The organism is Roseovarius ramblicola, assembly GCF_042430665.1.
Classification (GTDB): Bacteria; Pseudomonadota; Alphaproteobacteria; order Rhodobacterales; family Rhodobacteraceae; genus Roseovarius; species Roseovarius ramblicola.
The window spans coordinates 249,937-273,013 of record NZ_JBHMEC010000017.1 but is presented as its reverse complement, the minus strand read 5'-3'; the positions used below and the strand labels follow the sequence as shown (position 1 = coordinate 273,013).

Here is a 23,077-nt window from a genome sequence, read left to right as displayed (position 1 = left end):
CGCCCCCGCGCTCATTGCCGCACCAGCCCGGCGCGGGCGCCATCGGCGGCGTGCCAGCGCTCCAGCCCGGCCACCAGCGCCGCCACCAGCCCGGCGCGCCACGCCGGATCGCTCAGGTTGCGCCGGTCGCGGGCATCCGACAGGAACCCGGTCTCGACCAGCACCGAGGGGATGTCGGCGGCCTTGAGCACCGAAAAACCGGCATGGCGCAGCGGCCGGCCCAGCACCGGGATGTCCTCTGCGCGGAACACCTCGAGCAGCGCGCCCGCCAGCGCCTCGGCGCGCGGCTGCGTCTCCGTTCGCGCGAGATCCATCAGCACGCCGGCCACCACGTCGTCGCTGTCGCTGAGATCCACCCCCGACAAGAGGTCGGCGCGGTCGTGGCGCTCGGCCAGCGCCGCGCTCGCGGCGTCCGAGGCGGTATCGGACAGGGTATAGACCGACGCGCCCCGCGCCCGCGCATCCGACAGCGCATCGGCATGCAGCGAGAGGAACACATCCGCCGCCGCCTCATGCGCCCGCGCGACCCGCGCCTCGAGGCTCACGAATTCGTCGGCGTCGCGGGTGAGAAACACCTCGTAGCCGCCACGGCGCAACAGCGCCTCGCGCAATTCGCGCGCCAGCACCAGCATCAGCGCCTTTTCGGTTAGCCCGCCTTCCTCGGCGCCGGGGTCGATGCCGCCATGGCCGGGGTCGATCATCACCCGCAGCGGCGCGTCGGCCTCGCGCGGCGTCGGCGGCGGTGTGCCGTCGGCGCGCGGGACCGGGCCCCATCCGGGGCTGTCGGGCCGGCCGGACGCGGCGGCAAAGCGCGCCGCGTCGGCGCGCCCCAGCCGCACGCGCAGCGCCGCCGCGCCGGTTTCGGGATCGACCGTCAGCCCCGCCTCTTCCAGCGGGTAGGGCGCGGCGAGATCGGCCACCATCCGCGACCAGCCGGGGCGGATCTGCCCCATGCGCAGGCCGCGCACCCGTCCGGTCGCCACGAGATCGGCGGCGCGCGCCCCGGACCAGTCCATCTCGCGGAAATCGAGCACCAGCCGCGGCGGCCCGTCGAGGGTGAAGACACGCCACGGCACGCCCTGGCTCAGCCCCAGCCGCAGCACCACGCCGCCGCCCTCGGCCCCGACGGCGCTCTGCGCCGGCTGCAGCCGCGCCAGCCCGGAGAATTCCGCACCCTCGGCCCGTGCCGTGCCGCACAGGCAAAGCCCGACCAGCACCGCCAGTCCAAACCCTGCAAAACTGCTCATCCGCCGGTCCCCGGTCTCGTTGCGCAAAGGATACCGCCAAAACAGGGGCCGCAACAGCCCCCGGTGCTTCTTCATGGTAAAAATACTCATCTTCCCGCGCGCCGCCCGCGCGCGCCGCCTCAGGGGCAGAACAGGTCGTTGAACACCGCAAACAGCATCAGCGACAGGATCAGCGTCAGCCCCAGGCTCATCATCACCCGCAGCGCGCGCGCGCTCGGCGGGCGGCCCGCGACGGCCTCGTAGGCGTAGAACACCAGGTGTCCGCCATCGAGTACCGGCACCGGAAACAGGTTCAGCAGCCCGACCGCCGTCGACAGCACCGCGACGAACCAGATGAAGCTCTCCGCCCCCTGGCTCGCCATCGCGCCCGAGACCTGCGCGATGCCGATGGGGCCGGACATGTTGCACGAGCTGATCGCCCCGGTGACCATGTGATAAAGGCCCGAGAGCGAGCTTTCGACGATCATCCAGGTCTGGCCGACGGCCCCGCCCAACGCCTCGACCGGGCCCATCGCCTCGGTCGCGGGCTCGAACGCCATCGCACCGGCCACGCCGATGCGCCACTGGGTGCGAAACCCGCCATCGGGCTGCGGCTCGTCGGTGCGGCGCGGCACCAGCGTCAGCGACAGCGTTTCGCCGGCGCGCCAGACATCGAGCGCCAGCGCCGCCCCGTCCGAGCCCTCGACGATATCCTTGAGTTCGGAAAAGGCCACCACCGGCGTGCCGTTCACGGCGGTGATCACGTCGCCCGCCTCCAGCCCCGCGTCGAAGGCCGCCGATTGCGGCGACACGCCCCCCACCAGCGGCGGCATCAGATGCGGGCCGGTCACGGTCAGGCGGGTGCCGTCGCGCCGCACGCCGTAGTCCAGCCGCGCCTCGGCGGGCAAGGCGTCGAGCACCGCGTCATAGGTCTCGCCGGAGCCGGGCTCCGGCAGGTCCATCCCCGCCACCGACAGGATCTCGTCGCCCGCGCGCAATGCGGTGCCCTGCACCGGCAGCGGCTTGAGCTCGCCCACGGTCAGCGGCTCGGCGGTCTTGCCGCCGCCGATCATGATCGCGGCAAAGACGAGAATCGACAGGATGAAGTTGAACACCGGCCCCGCCGCCACCGTCGCCGTGCGCGCCCAGAGCGGTGCGCCGTGCATGGTCTGGCGCAGGCGATCGGGCGGCATCTCGGCCATGGCCGCGCCGTCCTGCCCGCTCGCGGCATCCGAATCGCCCAGGAACTTGACATAGCCGCCAAACGGCAGCGCCGCGACCTGCCAGCGCGTGCCATGCCGGTCGCGGCGCGAGAACAGCACCGGACCGAAGCCGAGCGAGAACACCTCGGCCTTGATCCCCGACCAGCGCCCGACGATGTAATGGCCGTATTCATGCACCGCCACGATGATGGAAAGCGCCACCACAAAGGCCAGTATGGTCATGAATAGGCTGCCGAATTGCGGCAAGAGCGTTGCAAGGTCCACTGTCTAGCCCCGTTCTGTGATTTCGCGCGCCACCAGATCGGCGCATTGCCTTGCGAGATGGTCCATCCCCGCCACCCGATCAAGGGTCAGATCGTCGCCACCCCGTGCCGCCCGCGCCTCGGGCGCGGCCAGCATCCGTTCCAGCACCTCCTCGACCAGCGGTGCCATCGCCACAAAGCCGATGCGCCCGGCGATGAAATGGTCGAGCGCGCGCTCCTTCGCGGCGTTGAAGATGGCCCCGGCGAGGCCGCCCTCCTCCATCACCGCCCGCGCCAGCCGCAGCGCCGGTGCCCGCGCCTCGTCGGGGGCGCGAAATTCCAGCACACCCTCGGCGGCCAGATCCAGCGCCGCCACCGGCAGCGCCCGCCGCTCGGGCCAGTTGAGCGCATAGCCGATCGCGTGGCGCATGTCCGGCGGCCCGACATGCGCCATCAGCGCGCCATCGTTGAACCCCACCAGCGCATGGATCAGCGATTGCGGGTGGATCAGCACCTCGATCTGCGCCGGCGCGAGGCCAAAGAATTCGCGCGCCTCGATCATCTCCAGCGCCTTGTTGAACATCGACGCCGAATCGATGGTGATGCGCTGCCCCATGTCCCAGTTGGGGTGCATCGACGCCTCGGCCACCGTGGCGCGCGCCAGCCGCTCGGCGGGCCAGTCGCGGAACGCGCCGCCCGAGGCGGTGATGATGACGCGGGTGACCGTGCCCATGTCCTCGCCCGTCAGCGCCTGGAAAATCGCCGAATGCTCGCTGTCCACCGGCAGGATACGCGCCCCCGACGCCCGCGCCGCGGCCATCACCAGCGGCCCGGCGGTGACCAGCGATTCCTTGTTGGCCAGCGCCAGCGTGGCCCCCGTCTCCAGCGCCCGCAGCCCGGGTGCCAACCCCGCCGCACCGACGATGGCCGACATCACCCAGTCGGCGGGCCGCGCCGCCGCCTCGTTCAGCGCCGCGCGCCCCGCCGCCGCCTCGACGCCGCTGCCCGCCAGCGCATCGCGCAGATCACCCAGCCGGTCCTCGTCCGCCGTGACGGCCAGCCCGGCCCCCAGCTCGCGCGCATCGGCGGCCAGTTGCGCGATGTTCGCGCCCCCGGTCAGCGCCACGACGCGATAGGCGTCGCGGTCGCGCCGGATCAGGTCGAGCGTGCTCTGCCCGACGGACCCGGTCGCCCCGAGGATGCTCACCGCCCGCATCGCCGCTCACACCAGCCCGAGGGCGCGCAGGAGGCCCACGGCCAGCCCCGCGCCGAGCATCGCGTCGAACCGGTCGAGCACGCCGCCATGGCCGGGGATGAGGGCCGAGGAATCCTTGACCCCCTGCATCCGCTTGACCGCACTCTCGGCGATGTCGCCCATCTGCCCGGCAAACCCGACCAGCACCGACACCGGGATCAGCGCCACGCCGGCACCCGTCGGCCCGGCAAAGACCGCGCCGATACAGGCCGCCCCCACCCAGCCCGCAATGGTGCCGGACCACGTCTTCTTCGGGCTGATCGACGGCCAGAACTTCGGCCCGCCGATGGCCTTGCCCGCGAAATACCCCGCCACGTCCGACACGATCACCACCAGCACCAGCCACAACACCCAGGTCAGCCCCGCCTCGTCCGCGCGCAGGTCATGGATCACCCACGGGGCCAGCAGCGCCGCCAGCGCCAGCGCGGCGAAGGGCGCGCGCGCCCGCGCCACCGTCTCGGCATTGACCAGCACCGCCGCCGCCGCCAGCGGCAGCACGAACATCCCCGGCAGGACCAGCGCCAGCGCAAGCGCCACCGCGCCGGTGATCGCGGCGCGCTCCGGCGCGGCCGAGGCGTAAAGGCGGGCCGCCTCCCACGTCATCAGCCCGCCGAGGGCGACGACGAGCGCGGCAAACACCGCGCCGCCCGCCCATATGGCCCCAAGACCCACCGCCGCCATCACAAGGCCAGAGGCCACGCGCGGTGCCAGGTCGGACCAGCGCGCGCCCGCGTTCATGCGCTCACCGCGCCAAAGCGCCGGTCGCGCGCGCCGTATTGCGACAGGACCCGGGCAAAGATGTCGCGGGTGAAATCCGGCCACAGCGTGTCGATGAATTCGTACTCCGCATAGGCCGATTGCCACAGCAGGAAATTGGAGATGCGCGCCTCGCCGGAGGTGCGGATCACCAGGTCGGGATCGGGCAGCACGCGGGTGTCCAGGTATCGCGGCAGCGTCTGTTCATCGACCGTATCGGGGTCGAGCCGCCCCTCGGCCACGTCGCGCGCCAGCCTTCGCATGGCGCGGGCCACCTCGTCGCGGCCGCCGTAATTGATCGCGATGGTGAGGTTGAGCCGCGTGCAATGCGCGGTCATCTCCTCGGCCTCTCCCATCAGCGCGCGCAGGCCCGGCTCCAGCCGGTAGCGATCACCGATAAAGCGCACGCGCACATCCTCGCGCACGAATTCCTGCATTTCCTTGACGATGTATCGACGGAACAGGCTCATCAGCCCGGCCACCTCGGTCTGCGTGCGCTTCCAGTTCTCGGTGGAGAAGGCAAAGATCGTCAGATACCCGACGCCCAGATCGGGGCAGGCGGCGACGATCTCGCGCACCCGCCGCGCGCCGGCGTGATGGCCAAAGAGCCGCGGGCGGCCGCGGCTCTGCGCCCAGCGGCCGTTGCCGTCCATGATGATCGCCACATGGCGCGGCCCGGCGCGTTCGTCGCGGGGCTTGCCCGGTGCCATGCGCGCCTTCTGCATCATCAGACCTGCATGATCTCGGCTTGCTTGTGTTCGAGCGCCTCGTCGACCTGTTTGACGAAATTGTCGGTCAGTTCCTGCACCGCGTTCTCCCAGAACTTCTGGTCGTCCTCGGACATGCCGTCGGCCTTGGCCTTCTTGATCTGGTCCATGCCGTCGCGGCGCACGTTGCGCACCGCCACCCGGGCGTGCTCGGCGTATTGCGAGGCGACCTTGGTCAGCTCGCGGCGGCGCTCTTCGTTGAGCTCGGGGATGGGCAGCATGATGATCGGGCCGTTGGTCTGCGGGTTGATCCCGAGGCCGCTCTCGCGGATCGCCTTTTCCACCTTGTTGACGAGACTCTTGTCCCAGACATTGATCGTGACCATGCGCGGCTCGGGCACGTTGACGGTGCCAACCTGGTTGATCGGGGTCATCTGGCCATACGCCTCGACCTGCACCGGCTCCAGCATCGAGGCCGAGGCCCGCCCCGTCCTGAGCGAGGCAAATTCGGTGCGCAGAGAGGCCATCGCGCCGGTCATCCGCCGTTCCAGATCATCAAGGTCGATTTCGATATCATCCGCCATAGTCGTTCCCATGTCCTTGCCGGGGCTGTGCACTGCCCCTGTTTAACCTCAGGCGTGCACGGTTGTATAGGTGCCCGCACCCGAGAGAATGCTGCGGAACCCGCCCGGCTCGTCCAGCGAAAAGACGATGATGGGCAGGTTGTTGTCGCGCGCCAGCGCGATCGCGCTGGCATCCATCACGCCCAGGTGCTGCGCCAGCACCTCGTCATAGGTGACCCGCTCGAAGCGGCGCGCATCGGCGTGCCTGACCGGGTCCTTGTCATAGACGCCATCCACCTTGGTGCCCTTGAGGATCGCCTCGCAGGCCATCTCGTTGGCGCGCAGGGTGGCGGCGGTGTCGGTGGTGAAATAGGGATTGCCGGTGCCGGCGGCAAAGATGCAGATGCGTTTCTTTTCCAGATGGCGCACCGCGCGGCGGCGGATATAGGGCTCGGCCACCTCGTCCATGCGGATGGCGGTGATCACCCGGCAATAGGCGCCGATGCGCTCCAGCGCGCTCTGCATGGCGAGCGCGTTCATCACCGTGGCCAGCATCCCCATGTAATCGGCGGTTGTCCGCTCCATCCCCTGCGCCGAGCCCTGCAAGCCCCGGAAGATGTTGCCGCCGCCGATCACCATGCAGATTTCCACGCCCATGTCGTGAACCGATTTCACCTCCTGCGCGATGCGCTCGACGGTCGGCGGGTGCAGGCCATAGCCCTGATCCCCCATCAGCGCCTCGCCCGATATCTTGAGCATCACGCGGCCGAACCTGGCGTTCTCGGTGTCGGGGGGGGTCATCGGGCTCTCCGCGGCTGCTCTTTGTGAATTGCGCGCAAAATGTCGCAAATGGCGGGCGGGTGCAATCGCGGAAACGGGGGGCGAGGCGGGGTCTCGCCGGTATCCACCGCCCGGCGGCACCGCCGGGCAGCGCCTGCCTGCCGGTTTTGCCGGCGGCGAACCTCCGGTTTGGTGGCAGGCGCTGCCCTCCCGTCCCGAACGCACCACCCCTCGCCAAAGCCTGCGATCCGCGCTAGGCCCTGCCTGACATGGAGATCGCGACCATAGACCCATCGCGCCCGGTGCTGATCGCCGGGCCCACCGCCAGCGGCAAATCGGCACTGGCGCTGGCCATCGCACGCGCGCAGGGCGGCGTGATCGTCAATGCCGACGCGCTCCAGGTCTATGCCAACTGGCGCATCCTGTCGGCCCGCCCCACGGCAGAGGAGGAGGCGCAGGCACCCCACCGGCTCTACGGCCACGTCTCGCCGGACCGGGACTATTCCGCCGGTCACTGGCTGCGCGAGGTGGCGCCGCTGCTGGGCGCGGACCCGCGCCCGATCATCACCGGCGGCACCGGGCTCTATTTTGCGGCGCTGACCGAGGGGCTGGCGGAGATCCCCGCCACCCCCCCCGAGATCCGCACCGAGGCCGACCGGCGGCTGCGCGAGGCGGGGCCACAGGCGCTTCTCGACGCGCTCGACCGCGAGACCCGCGCGCGCATCGACACCGCCAACCCCCGCCGCGTGCAGCGCGCCTGGGAGGTGCAGGCGGCCACCGGGCGCGGGCTCGCGGCGTGGCAGGACGCCACGCCGCCGCCGCTGCTGCCGCTGGCGCGCGCCACGCCGATCCTCGTCGAGGCCCCGAAGGACTGGCTCACCCCGCGCATCGCGCGCCGCTTCGACGCCATGCTCGCGGCGGGCGCGCTCGACGAAGCGCGCGCCAACCTGGCCACATGGGACGCCGCGCGCCCCGCCGCGCAGGCCATCGGCGCGGCGGAGCTCGTCGCCCACCTGCGCGGCGAGATGACGCTCGACGCGGCCCGCGAGGCCGCGATCATCGCCACCCGGCAATACGCCAAGCGCCAGCGCACTTGGTTCCGCGCCCGCATGCGCGGCTGGTCGAGGGTGCAGGCCGCAACCCTGCAAGGGCGGCAGCGCCCGACCTGAGCCGCCGGCACAGCCGCCCCCGTCACAGCCGCCCGCCCCGTCACGCCCGCCATTGTGGCCGCCCGCAACCGTGATAAGGTCTCCCCCGGCAATCAGGGAGTCGGGGCATGGCCTCTCGGGTGATCCCGGTCGATCCGTTCGACCTGGTGATTTTCGGCGGCACGGGCGATCTGGCGCGGCGCAAGATCCTGCCCGCGCTCTACCGCCGCTTTGTCGCCGGGCAGTTCGGCGCCGACACCCGCCTGACCGGGGCCGCCCGCGGCGAGATGGAGACCGGGGCCTACCGCGCCCTGGTGCGCGACGCGCTCATGGAATTCGCCCCCGAGGCCGCCGCCGACACCGGCACCCGCGACGCCTTTCTCGACATGCTGGCCTATGTCGCCCTCGACGCGCGCGGCGAGGACGGCTGGGAGGCGCTCGCCGCACGGATGCGCTCGGGGCCGATCCGCGCCTTCTATTTCTCCGTGGCCCCCGGCCTGTTCGGCGATCTCGCCCACCGGCTGCACCGCCACGGTCTGACCGACGAGACCGCCCGCATCGTGGTGGAAAAGCCGTTCGGCCACGACCTCGACAGCGCCCGCGACCTCAACCGCACGCTGGCGCGGCATTTCGACGAGGGGCGCATCTACCGGATCGACCATTACCTCGGCAAGGAGACCGTGCAGAACCTCATGGCGATCCGCTTCGGCAACGTCCTGTTCGAGCCGCTGTGGAACAGTCAGTACGTCGATCACATCCAGATCACCGTGGCCGAGAGCGTGGGCGTGGGCGGACGGGCCGGGTACTACGACCACGCCGGTGCCATGCGCGACATGGTGCAGAACCACCTGATGCAGCTTCTGTGCCTCATCGCGATGGAGCCGCCCGCCCGCTTTGCCCCCGACGCCGTGCGCGACGAAAAGCTCAAGGTGATCCGCGCCCTCGACCCGGTGGCACGCGACCACGCGGTGCGCGGGCAGTACGAGGCCGGGCACGATCAGCCCGGCTACCGCGCGCAGGTCGGCAACCCCGACAGCCGCACCGAGAGCTTTGTCGCGCTCAAGGCGCATGTCTCCAACTGGCGCTGGGCGGGCACGCCCTTCTACCTGCGCACCGGCAAGCGGCTGCGCGCGCGCACCTCCGAGATCGCGGTGGTGTTCAAGGACGCGCCGCACTCGATCTTCGGGGCCGAGGCCGGGCGCCACCGCAACATCCTGACGATCCGCCTCCAGCCTAACGAGGGCATCGAGCTTGGCGTCACGATCAAGGAGCCGGGACCGGGCGGCATGCGCCTCATCGACGTGCCCCTCGACATGACCTTCGCCGAGGCGCTGGGGCCGGAAGAGGCCGACTTCCCCGACGCCTACGAGCGGCTTATCATGGACGTGATCCGGGGCAACCAGACGCTGTTCATGCGCGGCGACGAGGTCGAGGCCGCCTGGGCCTGGACCGACCCGATCATCGCCGGCTGGGAGACGGAGGGCGCAGCCCCGCTGGCCTACGCCACCGGCTCGTCGGGGCCCGAGGACGCATTGATGCTCATGCACCGCGACGGGCGGCGCTGGCGGGAGATAAGACCATGACCCTTTCCGAATACGCCGATTCCGAGATGATGGCGCTCGACCTCGCCAACCTGCTGGCGGGCGAATTGCGCACCGCGCTCCACCAGAAGGACCGCGTGCTCTTCGTGGTGCCCGGCGGCACCACGCCGGGGCCGGTGTTCGACGCGCTCTGCGATACCGATCTCGAATGGGATCGCGTCGACGTGCTCTTGTCGGACGAACGCTGGCGGCCAGAGGTGCATATCCGCTCCAACACCCGGCTGATCCGCGACCGGCTGCTGACCGGGCGCGCGGCGGCGGCGCGCTACCTGCCGCTCTACGCCCGCGCAGAGACCCCCGAATCGGTCCTCGCCGAGCTTGAATCCAACATCGCCCCCGCCCTGCCCATCGACATCTGCCTGCTGGGCATGGGCGCGGACATGCACACCGCCTCGCTCATTCCGGGGGCCGAGGGGCTCGAGGCCGCGCTCGATCCCGACGCGGTGCCGATCCTTGCCCCGATCCGCGCCCGCGGCGAGGAAGAGGCCCGTGTCACCCTCACCGCGCGGGTGCTGGCGGCGGCGATCAACACCCATATCGTGATCACCGGCGACCGCAAGCGCCGCGCCGTCGAGCGCGCGCGCCACATGCGCCCCGTCGAGGCCCCCGTGGCCGCCGTGCTCGAAGGCGCGACGGTGCACTGGTCGCCCGACGACCAGGCCTCGTGAGGGACGGGGTGCAGGCGGCGGCAAGGGCCGCGCGCCGATACCGGAGCGGCAGAAAGACCCGATCGTGTCGCGCAATGCGCGACCCCGCCGAATCGATTCAACCCAAAAGAAACAGAATGGCGTTTCCTTCCTGGAAAAATGCACTGGTCCCGCCTTTTCGTCCCGGATGCCGCGCGATTTGCAATTGCCGCCCGGAAAGTCGTGATCTATCATAACGCCTCCATTGTTTAAAAAGAGGCACCGAATGGCCAATCCCGATCTGAACGCGCTTTCACTCAAGGAATTGCGGCAATTGCAAAAGGATGTGACCCGCGCGATCGAGTCCTTCGAGGAACGGCAAAAGGCCGAGGCCCGCGCCAAGCTCGAGGCGATGGCGCATGAACTGGGCTATTCGCTGTCCGAACTGGCGCCGTCGTCGAAATCCGGCGGCAAGGTGCCGAAATACTGCCACCCCGAGGATCCGCGCCTGACCTGGACGGGCCGCGGGCGCAAGCCGCGCTGGTTCACCGAGGCGATCGCCGCCGGTCATGACCCCGACGACATGCTCATCGCCAAGCGCGGCTGAGCGCGGCCGGTGTCCCGAAACGTGATCGCGGCACGCGCGCGAAACGTTTGCCTTGCAGCCCCGGTCTTGGCAAGACTGGGGCCATGATCCGCGCCGTCTTCACAGCCCTTGCGCTCACCTGCGCCACCGCCGCCCTCGCAGAGCCGAGCGGCATCTTCCGCCATGCCCATAACGTGGGCTTCGGCGCGCAATCGAGCCTCGACCCGGCCTCCAAGGGCCGGGTCCTTCAGATCATCGAGAAAATCCAGAGCCGCCTGGTCCGCCCCGACCACGACGGCACCCCGGCCCCCGACCTCGCCACAAGCTGGGAGCCGAATGCCGACGGCACCGTCTGGATCTTCCGTATCCGCGAGGGGGTGCGGTTCCACGACGGCAGCACGCTCGACGCCGCCGACGTGGTCTACTCGATCGCCCGCGTCATCGACCCCGATTACGGCAGCCCCGCCCGCGCCGCCGTCAAGATGATCGAAACGGTCGAGGCCACCGGCCCGCACACCGTGCGCATGGCGCTGTCATCCACCTTCGCCGATTTCCCGCTGCAACTGATGGACCCGCGGCTGCGCATCATCCCCGAGGGCTCGGGCGACACGGTGGACCAGAGCGGCATCGGCACCGGACCCTTCAGGGTCAGGAAATTCGACCCCGACGGGATCACCGTCCTCACCGCCAATCCCGACTACTGGGAAGGCCCCCCCGCGCTCGCCCGGATCGAGGTGATCGGCGTGCCCGACGCGCAGGCGCGGCTGCAGGCGTTCCTCTCGGGGCAGCTCGACATGGAGCGCGGCATCGCCCCGGTGCTGCGCCGCGCGCTCGACAAGTCGCTGCGCTATCAGCTTCTCGAAATTCCCACCGGCAACTGGATGGGGCTGGTGTTCCGCGCCGATTACCCGCCCTTCGACGATGTGCGCGTGCGCCGCGCCCTGCGCATGGTGGTAGACCGCGAGGCGATGCTCAAGCTGGCCCTCGACGGCGGCGGCGTGCCGTCCTGTGACACGCCGGTGGCCCCCAATGACCAGTATCGCCTGACCATGTCCTGCGCGCCCGACCCGGAGGGCGCGCGCAAGCTGCTGGCCGAGGCCGGATTCCCCGACGGCCTCGACGTCGAGATTCACGTCTCCTCGCTCGACCCAAGCTGGCCGGTGCTGGGCGTGGCCTACCAGGAACAGGCCGCCGCCGCGGGCATCCGCGTCACCCTCGCCAACGCCGCCGCCGATGGCTACTGGTCCAATGTCTGGATGAAGAAACCCGCCTTCGCCACGGCCTGGGGCGCCCGCCCCGCCGATCAGGTGCTCAACGAGGCGTTCCATTCCTCCGCCCGCTGGAACGAGAGCCACTACAAGGACCCGAAATTCGACCGGCTGCTCGAAGCCGCCCGCGCCGAGCTCGATTTCAGCAAACGCCGCGCCCTCTACCATCGGGCCCAGGCCCACCTCGCCGGCACCTCCGGCACCCTCATCCCGTTCCACGTCACGCAACTCGTGGTGCTGTCCAACCGCGTCACCCATTTCGACCCGGTGCAGAACGACGCGCTCCGGTGGCATCTGGTGTCGGTGGTGGATTGAGGGGGCATCGCCCCTCAACACCCGAAAAGACGACGGATCAATCCGCACCGTCTTGAAATGAAGGCGGATCCGCGCCCCGCATCGAACGCTTCACTTGAGCGTGCCCGCGTTCATTCGCAGTCACGCGCCCCGCTCTACGCCGCGCCCTCCGTCTCGATCTTCAACTCGATACCGCAATGCTTGCAGTGGATCGCGTCGGGGTCGTGCTTCAGCAGCCCGCATTCCGGGCATTTGTGGCGCACCTTGGCGGGCACGAAGATGGTCCGGGCCAGCCGCAGGAACAGCCCCACACCGACGATCATGATCGCCACCGCCAGCAGCCGCCCGGTCCAGGTGGTCATCAGGATATCGCCATAGCCGGTCGTGGTCAGCGTCGTGACGGTGAAATAGAGCGCATCCACGTATGTGTTCAGCCCCGGCTCGCGCCCGCCGCGCAGCAGATGCACCAGCGCCGTCATGGCAAAGATGAACACCAGCAGGTTGACCGCGGAGAGAATTGCGTCCTCGTGCAGGCGAAAGAACCGCCAGTCGCGCCGCAGGTCGCGCAGCAGGTGGTAGGAATGCACCAGCCGCAGCGCCCGCAGCAGCCGCAGCGCCGCCCATCCCTGCCCCAGCATCGGCGCCGCCAGCAGCGAGGCCAGCACCACGATATCCACCAGCACGTAAAGCTGCCGCAGGTGCCGCAACCGGGTCTCGGCGATCCACAGCCGGCACGCGAAATCCGCCGCGATCACCGAGGCAACCGCCATGTCGGCCAGCAGCAGCGCGGGCGTGAGCGGCAGCGTCGCGGTCGCCAGGATGAACACGATGCTCGCGGCGTCGAACATCAGCAGCCCATAGCGAAACCGCGTCGCGCGCTTCGAGCGCCCTTCGTACAGGAGACGCACACGGTCGTGCAGCGATTTTCCGGACCCGCTCATGGGCCGCAGCATAGCGGCGCAAACCCCGGGGCTACAGCGGAAAAATCAGCCCGCCTCCTCGGCCTTCTCGGCCAGCGACAGCCACTCCTCCTCGGCCTCGGCCAGCGCCGTCTGACGCGCGGTCAGCGCCTCGGTGGCGCGCCGGAACTTGACCGGCTCGCGGGAATAGAGGTCGGGATCGGCCAGCAGTTGCTCCAGCTTGGCGATCTCCGCCTCCAGCCGCTCGATCTGCCCCGGCAACTCCTCCAGCCGGTGCGCCTCGGTAAAGCTGAGCTTCGACGCCTTGCTTTCCTGCTTCAGGTTTGCATTCCTGTTCCTTGATTTCGCTGTGTTTTTATCGGTCGCATTGGCGACGTCGCCAGTGCCGCGCTGTGCGCGGTAGTCGCTCCAGCCGCCGGCATAGACGGTGGCGCGGCCGTCCCCCTCCATGGCGATGGTGGTGGTCGCCACCCGGTCGAGGAAATCGCGGTCGTGGCTGACCAGCAGCACGGTGCCGCTGTAATCGTCGAGCAATTCCTGCAACAGGTCCAGCGTCTCGATATCGAGATCGTTGGTCGGCTCGTCGAGCACCAGAACGTTGCTCTCGCGTGCCATCAGCTTGGCCAGCAGCAGCCGCGCCTTTTCCCCGCCCGACAGGGACTTGACCGGTGCGCGCGCCTGCCGCTCGTCGAACAGGAAATCCTTCAGGTAGCCCACCACGTGCCGCGGCTGCCCGCGCACCAGCACCTGATCCGCCTGCCCCGAGACGCGCATGTCGGCATCCCCGGTCAGGCTGTCCCACAGCGTCATCTCCGGCTCGAGCCGCGCCCGCGCCTGATCGAACACCGCGGGCACAAGGTTGGTGCCATGCGTGACCGTGCCGCTGTCGGGCATCACCTCGCCCATCAGCATCTTCAAGAGCGTCGTCTTGCCCACCCCGTTTGGCCCGACAAAGGCCACCCGCTCGCCCCGCATGATCCGCAGGTTGAACGGCCGCAAGATGAGCTTGCCCTCGTAAGCCTTTGAAATATCGACCGCCTCGATCACCTTCCGGCCCGAGTTGGGGCCCGATTCCAGTGCCATTGCCGCCGTGCCCTGCCGCTTGATCTGGCTCTTGCGCTCCTCGCGCAACGCCTGCAACGCGCGCACCCGGCCCTGGTTGCGCTTGCGCCGCGCGCTGATGCCTTCGACGGCCCACCGCGCCTCGGCCTTGATCTTGCGGTCGAGCTTGTGGCGCTGCTGGTCCTCCTCGTCCCAGACCTTGTCGCGCCACTCCTCGAAATGCGCGAATCCGCGCTCTTGCCGGCGAGTCATTCCCCTGTCAATCCAGAGGGTTGCGCGGCTAAGTTCACGCAGGAACGCGCGGTCGTGGCTGATCAGGACAAAGCCCTTTCGCGTGGCCTTCAACTGCTCTTCCAGCCAGCCGATCGCCTCGATGTCGAGATGGTTGGTCGGCTCGTCCAGCAGCATCAGCTCCGGCGCCTCGGCCATCAGCTTGGCCAGCGCCGCGCGCCGCCGCTCGCCGCCCGAGGCGGTCGCCACGGCGCCCGCGGGGTCGAATTTCAGCCCCTCGCCCGCCATCTCGACGCGGTATTCCTCGCCCGGCGCCAGCGCGCTCGCGGCGAAATCGCCCAGCGTGGCATAGCCCGCCATCGCGGGCTCCTGCTCCATGTATCCCACGCTCACCCCCGGCGAGACGACGCGCGTGCCGCGGTCCGGTTCCACCAGCCCCGCCATCACCTTCATCAGCGTCGATTTGCCCGAGCCGTTGCGCCCCACCAGCGCCACCCGGTCGCCCGGCTGCACCACCAGCGACAGCTCCGAGAACAGCGGCGCGCCGCCGAATGTCAGCGAGATATCCGAGAGTTGCAAAAGCGGGGCACGGGCCATGTGCGCGGGCTATCCCGGCACCCCGCTGCCGTCAAGCCACAGTCAGGTCACGGTCACGCCTCAGCCCGCCAGCGCCCGCAGCATCCGCGCCCGCGCCGCCGGGATGGCGCCGATTTCCACCCCGGTAAAGACGTGCAGCGTGCCCATCTGCCGGTCGATCACCGCGTGATCGCTCACCCAGCCGCCCATCATCAGGTAGGTCCGCAAGAGCGGAGGCATGTGCCGCATCGCGGCCTTGAGGTCGGGCTTGTGCCGCCGCAGCCGTTCGTCAAAGCGAAACACGGCCGGCGCCTTGACCCGTGGCCACCACCGCCGCGGCGCCAGATGCCGCGCCCCCAGCACCGCGAACGCGTCGAGATACGGCCCGGCATCGACCCCCCTGAAGGACGAACAGCCGAACAGCATCGCCACGCCGTGCGCGTCCACCAGCCGCGTCATCGCCGCCCAGGCGAGGCGCAGGATATCCGGGTCGTTCAGACCGGGCCGGACGCAGAACCGCCCCATCTCGGCCATCCGCCCTTCGAACGCCGCCAGCGCCGACAATTCGTAGAACTGCGCCGAGTAGCTGCGCGCGATCTCGGCGCCGTCCTCCAGCAGCAGCACCCGGAAACAGCACACCAGCCGCCCGCCATCTACCTCCTCGACCAGCAGGTGCAGGCAGGCGGCATCATGGGCATCGGCGTCGCGCGCGCCCGCGGCCCCGAGGAACGCCTCGCCGCGCAAGGCTTGCGCCCGCGCCACATCGCCGGCCCCGCGCGCCACGCGTGCCACGTAGCGCCCCTGCCGGATCTCCTCCATTGCACCGCCTCCAAGCCGCTGCGCCAGTCCCGATTGTGCCCGTTCCGATTGCGCCAGTCCCGATCCGCATCCTTGCTCGCGGCACATGACATGGCCAAGACAGCGCCGCGCGGCGCTACTGTCCGAATATCTGCTCGGGGTTGAGCACACCGATATTTTTGATGATCTGCCGGAGGAAGCCGTTATCGACCACCGAACTGTCGGTCACCCGGCGCGAGATCGGCACCGCCTTGCCGGCTTCGAGGCCGAATTTCTCGATATTGGCGATGGTGTTGTCATCGTTGAACGAGATCGCCACCACCTCGCGCTCGACCACTTTCGGACGCAGCATCATGTAGGTGCGCTTGCGCGAGCGGACGTAATAGTAATCGCCGTCCCCCACCAGGCCAGAGACCGAGGGCGGCCCGATCGTGTCATCCACCGTGGCGCGGGTATCGACCCCGACCACGAGCTTTTCCAGATCGCTCTCGGGCGGGACATAGCCGTGATTCTGGTAGGTCGAGGCACAGCCCGCCACCGCGATGAGACCGCACAGGGCAAGGAGCCGCAGCACCCGCATTGAAATCGCCGTCATCTCTGCCCCCTTGTCACCACCGCGCGCGGCTTTTATCCCGCTTACATCAAGGCAACCCCCGGGTTCAAGAAGTCGTTCGATACGTCCAGGCAGGAGGCCGCAATGTCCACCGAGTCCCCCGAGACCGGCACCACCCACCGCATCCCCGTTCCGCACCTCGCCCGGCACGGCGGCCACGGCTTCGACATCGTCCCCGATGCCGCGGCGCGCAAGGCGCTCGCCGCGCATCTCGACCTGCTCGACCTGCGCAAGCTCAGCCTGCGGGGCGAAATCGCCCCGGACGGCCCCCGCGGCTGGCGGCTCGACGCCACGCTCGGCGCGACGGTGGTGCAGCCCTGCGGCGTCACCCTGGCCCCCGTCACCACCCGCATAGACGAGGCGGTGACCCGCCGCTACGCGCCGGATGTCCCGGCACCCGGCGACCTGCCCGGCGACGAGATGGAGATGCCCGGCGACGACACGCTCGAGCCGCTGGGCGCGGTGATCGACCTCGATGCCGTGCTGGCCGAGGCGCTGGCGCTGGCGCTGCCGCCCTGGCCGCGCGCCGAGGGTGCGGCGCTCGACACCGACACCGCCACGCCCGACGGCGCGGCACCGTCCGGCGACGCCCCCCGCCGCCCCTTCGCCGGGCTCGGGGCGCTGCGCGACCGGCTGGCGGGCGAGGACGACGACGGCGGAAGCGACGGCGGCCCATCCGGCTGAGCCCGGCTGAGCCCGGCAGCCCCCAAGAATCGCTTGCCCCGGCCCCGAAACTCTGTATTTTCGCGCTCTCACCGGAATTTGGGGTTGAACCGGCGGCTCGGTCAGGATTAAGAGCCGCGAACACCCGTGAAACGAGGGCCAACCCGGCCCGCAGGAATTGAGGTTGTGACATGGCCGTCCAACAGAACAAGGTCTCGAAATCGCGCCGCAACAAGCGCCGCGCGCATGATGCACTCACCGCGGGCAATCCCAACGAATGCCCCAATTGCGGCGAGTTGAAGCGCCCGCACCACGTCTGCGCCGCCTGCGGCCACTATGCCGAGCGCGAGGTCGTCACCATGGTGGACGATATCGACCTGGAAGACGACGCCGCCTGAGACAGTATCCGGGGGCATTTGCCGCATGGGCGCTCAGGGCGATCAGGACATGACCGGCGCGGCGCGCTTCGTCATCTCGGTCGATGCCATGGGCGGCGATGAGGGGCCCGCCGCGGTGGTGGCGGGCATGGCGCTGTCGGCGCGCAAGAATCCCAGGATCGGCTTCATCCTCCACGGCCCCGGGGACACGCTGGGGCCGCTGGTGGCGAAACGCCGCGAGCTGGCGGGCCGCGTGACCCTGCGGGACGCGCCCGAAGTCGTGTCGATGACCGACAAGCCCGCGCATGTGGTGCGCCACGGACAGGGCTCTTCGATGTGGTCGGCGCTCGAATCGGTGCGCGCGGGCGAGGCGACGGTCTGCGTCTCCTGCGGCAATACCGGCGCGCTGATGCTGATGTCGGTCATTCGCCTGCGCAAGCTGCCGGGCATCTACCGTCCCGCCATCGCGGTGATGTGGCCGTCGCAGAACCCGCAGCAGCACAACATCATGCTCGACGGCGGCGCGGATATCCGCGCCGACGCCAAGGACCTGATGCAATACGCGCTGATGGGCGCGTCCTACGCGCGCAACGGGTTCGGCCTCAAATGCCCGCGCATCGGCCTGCTGAACGTCGGCACCGAAGAGCACAAGGGCCGCGCCGAGCTGCGCGAGGCGCATGACCTGATCGCCGCCAATGCCGCGAGCGCGGATTTCGAGTTCGTGGGATTCGTCGAGGGGCGCGACCTGCCCGGCACGCGCTGCGACGTGATCGTGACCGACGGCTTCACCGGCAACGTGGCGCTCAAGACCGGCGAGGGCATCGCCAACCTGATCACCGACCTGCTGCGCGAGGCATTCGCCTACACGCCGCTGTCGCGGCTGGCGGCGCTGCTGGCCTATACCTCGCTGCGGCGGGTGAAGAAGCGCGTCGATCCGCGCCGCGCCAATGGCGGCGTGTTTCTCGGGCTCAACGGCACCGTGGTCAAATCGCACGGCGCGGCGGACGCCACCGGCGTCTCCTCGGCGATCAAGCTCGCCTTCGATCTCGCGCAGTCGGGCTTCACCGAGAAGCTGGCCAACCGCGTCGCATCCGCCACGCCGCTCGACATTACCGGCAATGGCGGCGAGGACGCGCGCCACGACACCGGCGACGACAACCACGGAGACCTTGCGCCATGACCCGCCGCGCCACGGCCCTCGGCACCGGACATTACCTGCCCGCGCGCATCGTGCCCAACAGCGAGTTCGAGGCCACGCTCGACACGTCCGACGAATGGATTCGCGCGCGCTCGGGGATCGCGCGCCGCCGCTTCGCCGCCGAGGGAGAGACCACCTCCGACCTCGCGCTGCACGCCGCGCGTGCGGCGCTCGGCAATGCCGGGCTCACGGCGGATGACATCGACGGCGTGATCGTCGCCACCTCCACCCCCGACCTCACCTTTCCGTCCGTCGCCACCATGGTGCAGGCGGATCTGGGCATGACCCACGGCTTCGCCTTCGACGTGCAGGCGGTCTGCGCGGGCTTCGTCTACGCGCTCGCCACCGCCAACGCGATGATCGTCTCGGGCCAGGCCGAGCGGCTGCTGCTGATCGGGGCCGAGACCTTCAGCCGCATCATGGACTGGTCCGACCGCTCCACCTGCGTGCTCTTCGGCGACGGCGCCGGCGCGCTGGTACTGGGCGCCACCGAGGGCACCGGCACCAACGCCGACCGAGGCATCCTGTCGGTCGATCTCAACTCGGACGGGCGCTACCGCGACATGCTCTACGTCGATGGCGGCGTCTCCACCACCGGCGAGGCGGGCAAGCTCAGGATGCAGGGCAATGCGCTCTTTCGCCAGGCCATCGAGAAACTCGCCGCCACCGCCGAGACCGCGCTGGCCAAGGTCGGCCTCTCCGGCCCGGACGTGGACTGGATCGTCCCGCATCAGGCCAATATCCGCATCATCCAGGGCACCGCGAAGAAGCTCGGCCTGTCGATGGACCGCGTCATCGTCACCGTGCAGGACCACGGCAACACCTCCGCCGCCTCGATCCCGCTGGCGCTGTCGGTGGGCGTCGCCGAGGGCCGCATCCGCGAGGGCGACCTGCTGCTGTCGGAGGCGATCGGCGGCGGGCTGGCCTGGGGCGCGGTGGTGTTGCGCTGGTAAACCATGCCTCGGCCTGCAAAATTCCGCCTGCAAGCCCGCCGTGAGCGGCCATCGCGATTGACACGGCACAGGCTTCACCGCACACTGTCATGAAAAATTGCGGGGATGGTATGACCAACAAGACATTGACGAGGATGGACCTCAGCGAAGCGGTATTCCGCGAAGTGGGGCTGTCGCGCAACGATGCGTCGCAGATGGTGGAGAGCGTGCTCACCTACGTGTCCGACTCGCTCGCGCGCGGCGAGACGGTCAAGATTTCCTCCTTCGGCACCTTCTCCGTGCGCGACAAGTCGGCCCGCGTCGGCCGCAACCCCAAGACCGGCGAGGAGGTGCCCATCCAGCCCCGCCGGGTGCTCACCTTCCGGCCCTCGCACCTGATGAAGGACCGCGTGGCGATCGGCAACAAGCGCTGAGGACACCGCCGCAAATGGGCAAATCCGCCGACGCCTTCCGCACCATCAGCGAGGTGGCAGACTGGCTCGAGGTGCCCGCCCATGTGCTGCGCTTCTGGGAAAGCAAGTTCACCCAGGTCAAGCCGGTCAAGCGCGCGGGCGGGCGGCGCTACTACCGGCCCGCCGACATGCGGCTTCTGGGCGGGATCAAGGTGCTCTTGCACGACGAGGGAATGACCATCAAGGGCGTGCAGAAGATGCTGCGCGACCAGGGGGTCAGCCATGTCACCGCCCTGTCGCCCGCCTTCGAGGACGAGGCCGCCGCGCCGGAGCCGGGCGGCCGGGTCCTCAGCTTCGCCCGTCCCGAGACGCGCCCGCCTGACAGCGACGGGGCCGGCATGTCCCCACAGGACAGCCCGCCGCCCGACGCCGCGGCAGAGCCGGAGACGGACCCGCCAGATACGCGGCCAGAAACGCCGCCTGAAACGCGACCCGAGGCCGGAGCCGAAGCCGGACCCGCGCCGCACGGCCCCCCCGCACCGCAGGCCCCCGCCCCGCCGCCACTGCCCGACCTGCCCGACCTGCCTGCCGATCCGCCCGACGACATGGCCGCCGCACCCGGCCCGCTCGCGCGCCTCGCCACCCTGCCCCGCCCGCTCCCCGAGGGGCTCGGCCCGGCGCTCTCGGCGCTGGCGGAGCGGCTGCGCGCCTCGGGCGCGTCAACGCCATGAACGGCGGCAATATTTCGCAAAGCCCCCCTTGCCCCCGCGCGCAAAACGAGTATGAACAGCGCATCGTCGGGCTATGGCGCAGCCTGGTAGCGCGTCCGTCTGGGGGACGGAAGGTCGCAGGTTCGAGTCCTGCTAGCCCGACCAATTCTACCGACGATTCCGTCCGCGTGCCGCGCGGGCTCTGCGACGCCCGAGGGGGCCAGAGATGACCGGCGTTCTCTCCTGCCAGCAGATCGCCGCGATGATCGACGCGGGCCGGATCGCCGCCGATCCCGCCATCCTGCCCGATCAGGTTCAGCCCGCCAGCCTCGATCTGCGCCTCGGGCCGGTGGCCTACCGCGTCCGCGCCTCGTTCCTGCCGGGGCGCGGCCAGACCGTCGCCGACCGGCTCGACGAGTTCGGGATGCACCGCATCGACCTCGGCCCCGGCGCGGTGCTGGAAAAGGGCTGCGTCTACCTCGTCCCGCTGATCGAGCAGCTCGCCCTTCCCAATGGGGTGCAGGCGGTGGCCAATGCCAAATCCTCCACCGGGCGGCTCGATCTGCTCACCCGCACCATCACCGATGGCGGGACCGAGTTCGACCGCGTGCCGCCGGGCCACACCGGACCGCTCTACGCCGAGATCTGCCCGCGCTCCTTCTCGGTGCTGGTGCGCCCCGGCATGCGGCTCAACCAGATCCGTTTCCGGTCCGGCGACGCGCGGCTGTCCGACACCGAGATGCACACCCTCCACGCCGAAACGCCGCTCGTCGACGGCCCCGCGGTGATCGACGGCGGGCTCGCCTTCTCGGTCGATCTGCGCCCCGAGACGGGCACGCTCACCGGCTACCGCGCCAAGCCGCATACCGGCCTCATAGATCTCGACCGCGTCGGCCACTACCCGGCCGCCGATTTCTGGGAAGAGGTGCACACACAGGACGGCCATATCGTCCTCGATCCCGGCGCGTTCTACATCCTCGTCAGCCGCGAGGCGGTGCACATCCCGCCCGGCTTCGCCGCCGAGATGGCCCCCTTCGTGGCGATGGCGGGCGAGTTCCGGGTGCATTACGCGGGCTTCTTCGATCCCGGCTTCGGCCATGCGGCGGCGGGCGGCGCGGGGGCGCGCGGCGTGCTCGAGGTGCGCTGCCACGAGGCACCGTTCGTGCTGGAGCATGGCCAGATCGTCGGGCGGCTGGTCTACGAGCGCATGGACCGGGTGCCCGACCGCCTCTACGGCGCGGGCATCGCCTCGAACTATCAGGGACAGGGGCTGAAACTGGCCAAGCACTTCCGCGCCTGACGCGGGTCTCAGAAGCGGCCCATCCGTTTCCCCAGCTTCATCGTCTTGCGGGCGTTCTGCGCGGTCTTGCGACCGTCGGGCCCGTTGCCGCCGCGCCCGCGCGTGACCTTGTCGATCCCGGCATTGACACCGCGCCGCATGATCTGCCGCATCACCATGCGGATCACCATGTTGATCATCTGGTTGACGTTCATCGCGCCCTCCTGTCGCTGCCTCTGCCCGGATATGTAGCACCGAAACATGCGGATTTCAGGGCGTTCCGTCCGATTTTCCTGACCAATCCCTGCGCCACCGTCCCGGCAGTGCGCCGAACCGTGCGGTTCGCGCCTTGAACCGACAGGTTGGTCAGTCCTCGAACAGTTCGTTCTGCCCCGGAGCGGTTTCGTCCTCGTCGTCCTCCGCCTCGCCGGTTCGCGGCAATGTCCCCGGCGGCGGGCGGCTGTCCAGCAGCCCCGCGGCGCGCAATTCCCTGAGCCCCGGCAGGTCGCGCGCGCTCTCCAGCCCGAAATGGTCGAGGAAGGTCTCAGTGACCACGAAGGTCACCGGGCGGCCCGGCGTCATCTTGCGCCTGCCGAAACGAATCCATTCCATTTCAAGGAGTTGATCGACGGTTCCGCGGCTGACCGAGACGCCGCGTATCTCCTCGATCTCGGCGCGGGTGACCGGCTGATGGTAGGCGATGATGGCCAGCGTCTCGATCGCCGCGCGGCTCAGCTTGCGCGTCTCCACCACCTCGCGCCGCATCAGGAACCCGAGGTCGGGGGCCGTGCGCATGGCCCAGCCATCGCCCACCTTCACCAGCGTAACCCCCCGTCCTTCATACGTTTTCTTCAATCGCACCAGCGCCTCCGCCGGGTCGCACCCATGCGGCATCCGCGCCGCCATCTCGCGCGTGTCGAGCGGCGCGGTGGCGGCAAAGAGCATCGCCTCGATCATGCGTTCCTGCTCGGCCATCGGCGGCGCCTCGAACAGGTGTTCCTTTGCTTTTTCAATATCTTGCGACATGAAC

Annotated in this window: 25 protein-coding genes and 1 tRNA gene; 13 read left to right on the top strand and 13 right to left on the bottom strand. The window is 69.6% G+C overall.

Annotated features, from left to right (window positions below; all coding sequences use genetic code 11):
* Positions 1 to 11: 11 nt before the first annotated feature.
* The 7 genes from ACFFU4_RS11975 to pyrH form a co-directional block, all read right to left on the bottom strand.
* Entirely contained in the window at positions 12 to 1,247 is a 1,236-nt protein-coding gene (locus ACFFU4_RS11975) for an N-acetylmuramoyl-L-alanine amidase (protein WP_377070002.1), read from the bottom strand.
* 119 nt (positions 1,248 to 1,366) lie between these two features.
* Positions 1,367 to 2,671: an RIP metalloprotease RseP gene (gene rseP, locus ACFFU4_RS11970; RefSeq protein WP_377070001.1), complete on the bottom strand. Its 1,305-nt coding sequence runs from the start codon at positions 2,669 to 2,671 to the stop codon at positions 1,367 to 1,369.
* A gap of 45 nt (positions 2,672 to 2,716) precedes the next feature.
* On the bottom strand, positions 2,717 to 3,907 hold the full coding sequence (gene dxr, locus ACFFU4_RS11965; RefSeq protein ID WP_377070000.1) for a 1-deoxy-D-xylulose-5-phosphate reductoisomerase: 1,191 nt from the start codon (positions 3,905 to 3,907) through the stop codon (positions 2,717 to 2,719).
* Positions 3,908 to 3,913: 6 nt separating this feature from the next.
* Positions 3,914 to 4,684, bottom strand: a complete 771-nt coding sequence (locus ACFFU4_RS11960) for a phosphatidate cytidylyltransferase (RefSeq protein ID WP_377069999.1) — start codon at positions 4,682 to 4,684, stop codon at positions 3,914 to 3,916.
* Positions 4,681 to 5,430, bottom strand: coding sequence for a polyprenyl diphosphate synthase (gene uppS, locus ACFFU4_RS11955; protein ID WP_377069998.1), 750 nt, complete (start codon positions 5,428 to 5,430; stop codon positions 4,681 to 4,683). The genes ACFFU4_RS11960 and uppS overlap by 4 nt, the downstream gene beginning before the upstream one ends.
* A complete protein-coding gene (gene frr / locus ACFFU4_RS11950; RefSeq protein WP_377069997.1) occupies positions 5,430 to 5,993 on the bottom strand; it encodes a ribosome recycling factor in 564 nt (187 codons plus the stop codon). The genes uppS and frr overlap by 1 nt, the downstream gene beginning before the upstream one ends.
* Before the next feature lie 48 nt (positions 5,994 to 6,041).
* Positions 6,042 to 6,773, bottom strand: a complete 732-nt coding sequence (gene pyrH, locus ACFFU4_RS11945; protein WP_377069996.1) for a UMP kinase — start codon at positions 6,771 to 6,773, stop codon at positions 6,042 to 6,044.
* 248 nt (positions 6,774 to 7,021) lie between these two features.
* On the opposite strand from pyrH, the gene miaA reads away from it, so the two are divergent.
* The 5 genes from miaA (at position 7,022) to ACFFU4_RS11920 (ending at position 12,296) form a co-directional block, all read left to right on the top strand.
* Positions 7,022 to 7,921 carry a tRNA (adenosine(37)-N6)-dimethylallyltransferase MiaA gene (miaA, locus tag ACFFU4_RS11940; protein ID WP_377069995.1) on the top strand — a complete coding sequence of 300 codons (900 nt, stop codon included), beginning with the start codon at positions 7,022 to 7,024 and terminating at the stop codon, positions 7,919 to 7,921.
* 107 nt (positions 7,922 to 8,028) lie between these two features.
* Complete coding sequence (gene zwf, locus ACFFU4_RS11935) at positions 8,029 to 9,483, top strand: glucose-6-phosphate dehydrogenase (protein ID WP_377069994.1); 1,455 nt, start codon at positions 8,029 to 8,031, stop codon at positions 9,481 to 9,483.
* Positions 9,480 to 10,169 (top strand): 6-phosphogluconolactonase, encoded by a 690-nt coding sequence (pgl, locus tag ACFFU4_RS11930; protein ID WP_377069993.1) that lies wholly within the window; start codon positions 9,480 to 9,482, stop codon positions 10,167 to 10,169. The genes zwf and pgl overlap by 4 nt, the downstream gene beginning before the upstream one ends.
* A 244-nt stretch (positions 10,170 to 10,413) precedes the next feature.
* Positions 10,414 to 10,734 (top strand): H-NS histone family protein, encoded by a 321-nt coding sequence (locus ACFFU4_RS11925; RefSeq protein ID WP_377069992.1) that lies wholly within the window; start codon positions 10,414 to 10,416, stop codon positions 10,732 to 10,734.
* Between the two features lie 83 nt (positions 10,735 to 10,817).
* Positions 10,818 to 12,296, top strand: a complete 1,479-nt coding sequence (locus ACFFU4_RS11920; RefSeq protein ID WP_377069991.1) for an ABC transporter substrate-binding protein — start codon at positions 10,818 to 10,820, stop codon at positions 12,294 to 12,296.
* A 134-nt stretch (positions 12,297 to 12,430) separates the two neighbouring features.
* Here the strand turns inward: ACFFU4_RS11920 and ACFFU4_RS11915 are convergent, their stop codons facing one another.
* From ACFFU4_RS11915 to ACFFU4_RS11900, 4 genes are all read right to left on the bottom strand, one after another.
* On the bottom strand, positions 12,431 to 13,216 hold the full coding sequence (locus ACFFU4_RS11915; RefSeq protein WP_377069990.1) for an ion channel: 786 nt from the start codon (positions 13,214 to 13,216) through the stop codon (positions 12,431 to 12,433).
* A 45-nt stretch (positions 13,217 to 13,261) separates the two neighbouring features.
* On the bottom strand, positions 13,262 to 15,085 hold the full coding sequence (locus ACFFU4_RS11910) for an ABC-F family ATP-binding cassette domain-containing protein (RefSeq protein WP_377069989.1): 1,824 nt from the start codon (positions 15,083 to 15,085) through the stop codon (positions 13,262 to 13,264).
* Positions 15,086 to 15,145: 60 nt separating this feature from the next.
* Positions 15,146 to 15,883, bottom strand: coding sequence for a GNAT family N-acetyltransferase (locus ACFFU4_RS11905; protein ID WP_377069988.1), 738 nt, complete (start codon positions 15,881 to 15,883; stop codon positions 15,146 to 15,148).
* A 115-nt stretch (positions 15,884 to 15,998) separates the two neighbouring features.
* Positions 15,999 to 16,457: an outer membrane protein assembly factor BamE gene (locus tag ACFFU4_RS11900; protein WP_377069987.1), complete on the bottom strand. Its 459-nt coding sequence runs from the start codon at positions 16,455 to 16,457 to the stop codon at positions 15,999 to 16,001.
* A gap of 102 nt (positions 16,458 to 16,559) precedes the next feature.
* Between ACFFU4_RS11900 and ACFFU4_RS11895 the strand changes: the two genes are divergently transcribed.
* The 8 genes from ACFFU4_RS11895 (at position 16,560) to ACFFU4_RS11860 (ending at position 22,068) form a co-directional block, all read left to right on the top strand.
* Positions 16,560 to 17,159, top strand: coding sequence for a YceD family protein (locus ACFFU4_RS11895; RefSeq protein WP_377069986.1), 600 nt, complete (start codon positions 16,560 to 16,562; stop codon positions 17,157 to 17,159).
* 170 nt (positions 17,160 to 17,329) lie between these two features.
* Entirely contained in the window at positions 17,330 to 17,536 is a 207-nt protein-coding gene (gene rpmF, locus ACFFU4_RS11890) for a 50S ribosomal protein L32 (protein WP_377069985.1), read from the top strand.
* A 25-nt stretch (positions 17,537 to 17,561) separates the two neighbouring features.
* Positions 17,562 to 18,695, top strand: coding sequence for a phosphate acyltransferase PlsX (gene plsX, locus ACFFU4_RS11885; RefSeq protein ID WP_377069984.1), 1,134 nt, complete (start codon positions 17,562 to 17,564; stop codon positions 18,693 to 18,695).
* On the top strand, positions 18,692 to 19,666 hold the full coding sequence (locus ACFFU4_RS11880) for a beta-ketoacyl-ACP synthase III (RefSeq protein WP_377069983.1): 975 nt from the start codon (positions 18,692 to 18,694) through the stop codon (positions 19,664 to 19,666). The genes plsX and ACFFU4_RS11880 overlap by 4 nt, the downstream gene beginning before the upstream one ends.
* A 110-nt stretch (positions 19,667 to 19,776) precedes the next feature.
* Positions 19,777 to 20,079, top strand: a complete 303-nt coding sequence (gene ihfA, locus ACFFU4_RS11875) for an integration host factor subunit alpha (RefSeq protein ID WP_377069982.1) — start codon at positions 19,777 to 19,779, stop codon at positions 20,077 to 20,079.
* A gap of 14 nt (positions 20,080 to 20,093) precedes the next feature.
* Positions 20,094 to 20,789 (top strand): MerR family transcriptional regulator, encoded by a 696-nt coding sequence (locus tag ACFFU4_RS11870; RefSeq protein WP_377069981.1) that lies wholly within the window; start codon positions 20,094 to 20,096, stop codon positions 20,787 to 20,789.
* A gap of 67 nt (positions 20,790 to 20,856) precedes the next feature.
* A tRNA-Pro gene (locus ACFFU4_RS11865) sits at positions 20,857 to 20,933 on the top strand.
* 61 nt (positions 20,934 to 20,994) lie between these two features.
* Positions 20,995 to 22,068, top strand: a complete 1,074-nt coding sequence (locus tag ACFFU4_RS11860; RefSeq protein ID WP_377069980.1) for a 2'-deoxycytidine 5'-triphosphate deaminase — start codon at positions 20,995 to 20,997, stop codon at positions 22,066 to 22,068.
* Positions 22,069 to 22,076: 8 nt separating this feature from the next.
* Here the strand turns inward: ACFFU4_RS11860 and ACFFU4_RS11855 are convergent, their stop codons facing one another.
* Both ACFFU4_RS11855 and scpB read right to left on the bottom strand, forming a co-directional pair.
* Entirely contained in the window at positions 22,077 to 22,262 is a 186-nt protein-coding gene (locus ACFFU4_RS11855) for a hypothetical protein (protein ID WP_377069979.1), read from the bottom strand.
* 151 nt (positions 22,263 to 22,413) lie between these two features.
* Positions 22,414 to 23,073 (bottom strand): SMC-Scp complex subunit ScpB, encoded by a 660-nt coding sequence (gene scpB, locus ACFFU4_RS11850; protein ID WP_377069978.1) that lies wholly within the window; start codon positions 23,071 to 23,073, stop codon positions 22,414 to 22,416.
* Positions 23,074 to 23,077 lie beyond the last annotated feature (4 nt).

Excerpts from the sequence above, each read along its gene's own strand:
- ACFFU4_RS11975 (WP_377070002.1), bottom strand. The coding sequence starts at position 1,247 with ATGAGCAGTTTTGCAGGGTTTGGACTGGCGGTGCTGGTCGGGCTTTGC.
- rseP (WP_377070001.1), bottom strand. The coding sequence starts at position 2,671 with ATGACCATACTGGCCTTTGTGGTGGCGCTTTCCATCATCGTGGCGGTG.
- dxr (WP_377070000.1), bottom strand. The coding sequence starts at position 3,907 with ATGCGGGCGGTGAGCATCCTCGGGGCGACCGGGTCCGTCGGGCAGAGC.
- ACFFU4_RS11960 (WP_377069999.1), bottom strand. The coding sequence starts at position 4,684 with ATGAACGCGGGCGCGCGCTGGTCCGACCTGGCACCGCGCGTGGCCTCT.
- uppS (WP_377069998.1), bottom strand. The coding sequence starts at position 5,430 with ATGATGCAGAAGGCGCGCATGGCACCGGGCAAGCCCCGCGACGAACGC.
- frr (WP_377069997.1), bottom strand. The coding sequence starts at position 5,993 with ATGGCGGATGATATCGAAATCGACCTTGATGATCTGGAACGGCGGATG.
- pyrH (WP_377069996.1), bottom strand. The coding sequence starts at position 6,773 with ATGACCCCCCCCGACACCGAGAACGCCAGGTTCGGCCGCGTGATGCTC.
- miaA (WP_377069995.1), top strand. The coding sequence starts at position 7,022 with ATGGAGATCGCGACCATAGACCCATCGCGCCCGGTGCTGATCGCCGGG.
- zwf (WP_377069994.1), top strand. The coding sequence starts at position 8,029 with ATGGCCTCTCGGGTGATCCCGGTCGATCCGTTCGACCTGGTGATTTTC.
- pgl (WP_377069993.1), top strand. The coding sequence starts at position 9,480 with ATGACCCTTTCCGAATACGCCGATTCCGAGATGATGGCGCTCGACCTC.
- ACFFU4_RS11925 (WP_377069992.1), top strand. The coding sequence starts at position 10,414 with ATGGCCAATCCCGATCTGAACGCGCTTTCACTCAAGGAATTGCGGCAA.
- ACFFU4_RS11920 (WP_377069991.1), top strand. The coding sequence starts at position 10,818 with ATGATCCGCGCCGTCTTCACAGCCCTTGCGCTCACCTGCGCCACCGCC.
- ACFFU4_RS11915 (WP_377069990.1), bottom strand. The coding sequence starts at position 13,216 with ATGAGCGGGTCCGGAAAATCGCTGCACGACCGTGTGCGTCTCCTGTAC.
- ACFFU4_RS11910 (WP_377069989.1), bottom strand. The coding sequence starts at position 15,085 with ATGGCCCGTGCCCCGCTTTTGCAACTCTCGGATATCTCGCTGACATTC.
- ACFFU4_RS11905 (WP_377069988.1), bottom strand. The coding sequence starts at position 15,883 with ATGGAGGAGATCCGGCAGGGGCGCTACGTGGCACGCGTGGCGCGCGGG.
- ACFFU4_RS11900 (WP_377069987.1), bottom strand. The coding sequence starts at position 16,457 with ATGACGGCGATTTCAATGCGGGTGCTGCGGCTCCTTGCCCTGTGCGGT.
- ACFFU4_RS11895 (WP_377069986.1), top strand. The coding sequence starts at position 16,560 with ATGTCCACCGAGTCCCCCGAGACCGGCACCACCCACCGCATCCCCGTT.
- rpmF (WP_377069985.1), top strand. The coding sequence starts at position 17,330 with ATGGCCGTCCAACAGAACAAGGTCTCGAAATCGCGCCGCAACAAGCGC.
- plsX (WP_377069984.1), top strand. The coding sequence starts at position 17,562 with ATGGGCGCTCAGGGCGATCAGGACATGACCGGCGCGGCGCGCTTCGTC.
- ACFFU4_RS11880 (WP_377069983.1), top strand. The coding sequence starts at position 18,692 with ATGACCCGCCGCGCCACGGCCCTCGGCACCGGACATTACCTGCCCGCG.
- ihfA (WP_377069982.1), top strand. The coding sequence starts at position 19,777 with ATGACCAACAAGACATTGACGAGGATGGACCTCAGCGAAGCGGTATTC.
- ACFFU4_RS11870 (WP_377069981.1), top strand. The coding sequence starts at position 20,094 with ATGGGCAAATCCGCCGACGCCTTCCGCACCATCAGCGAGGTGGCAGAC.
- ACFFU4_RS11860 (WP_377069980.1), top strand. The coding sequence starts at position 20,995 with ATGACCGGCGTTCTCTCCTGCCAGCAGATCGCCGCGATGATCGACGCG.
- ACFFU4_RS11855 (WP_377069979.1), bottom strand. The coding sequence starts at position 22,262 with ATGAACGTCAACCAGATGATCAACATGGTGATCCGCATGGTGATGCGG.
- scpB (WP_377069978.1), bottom strand. The coding sequence starts at position 23,073 with ATGTCGCAAGATATTGAAAAAGCAAAGGAACACCTGTTCGAGGCGCCG.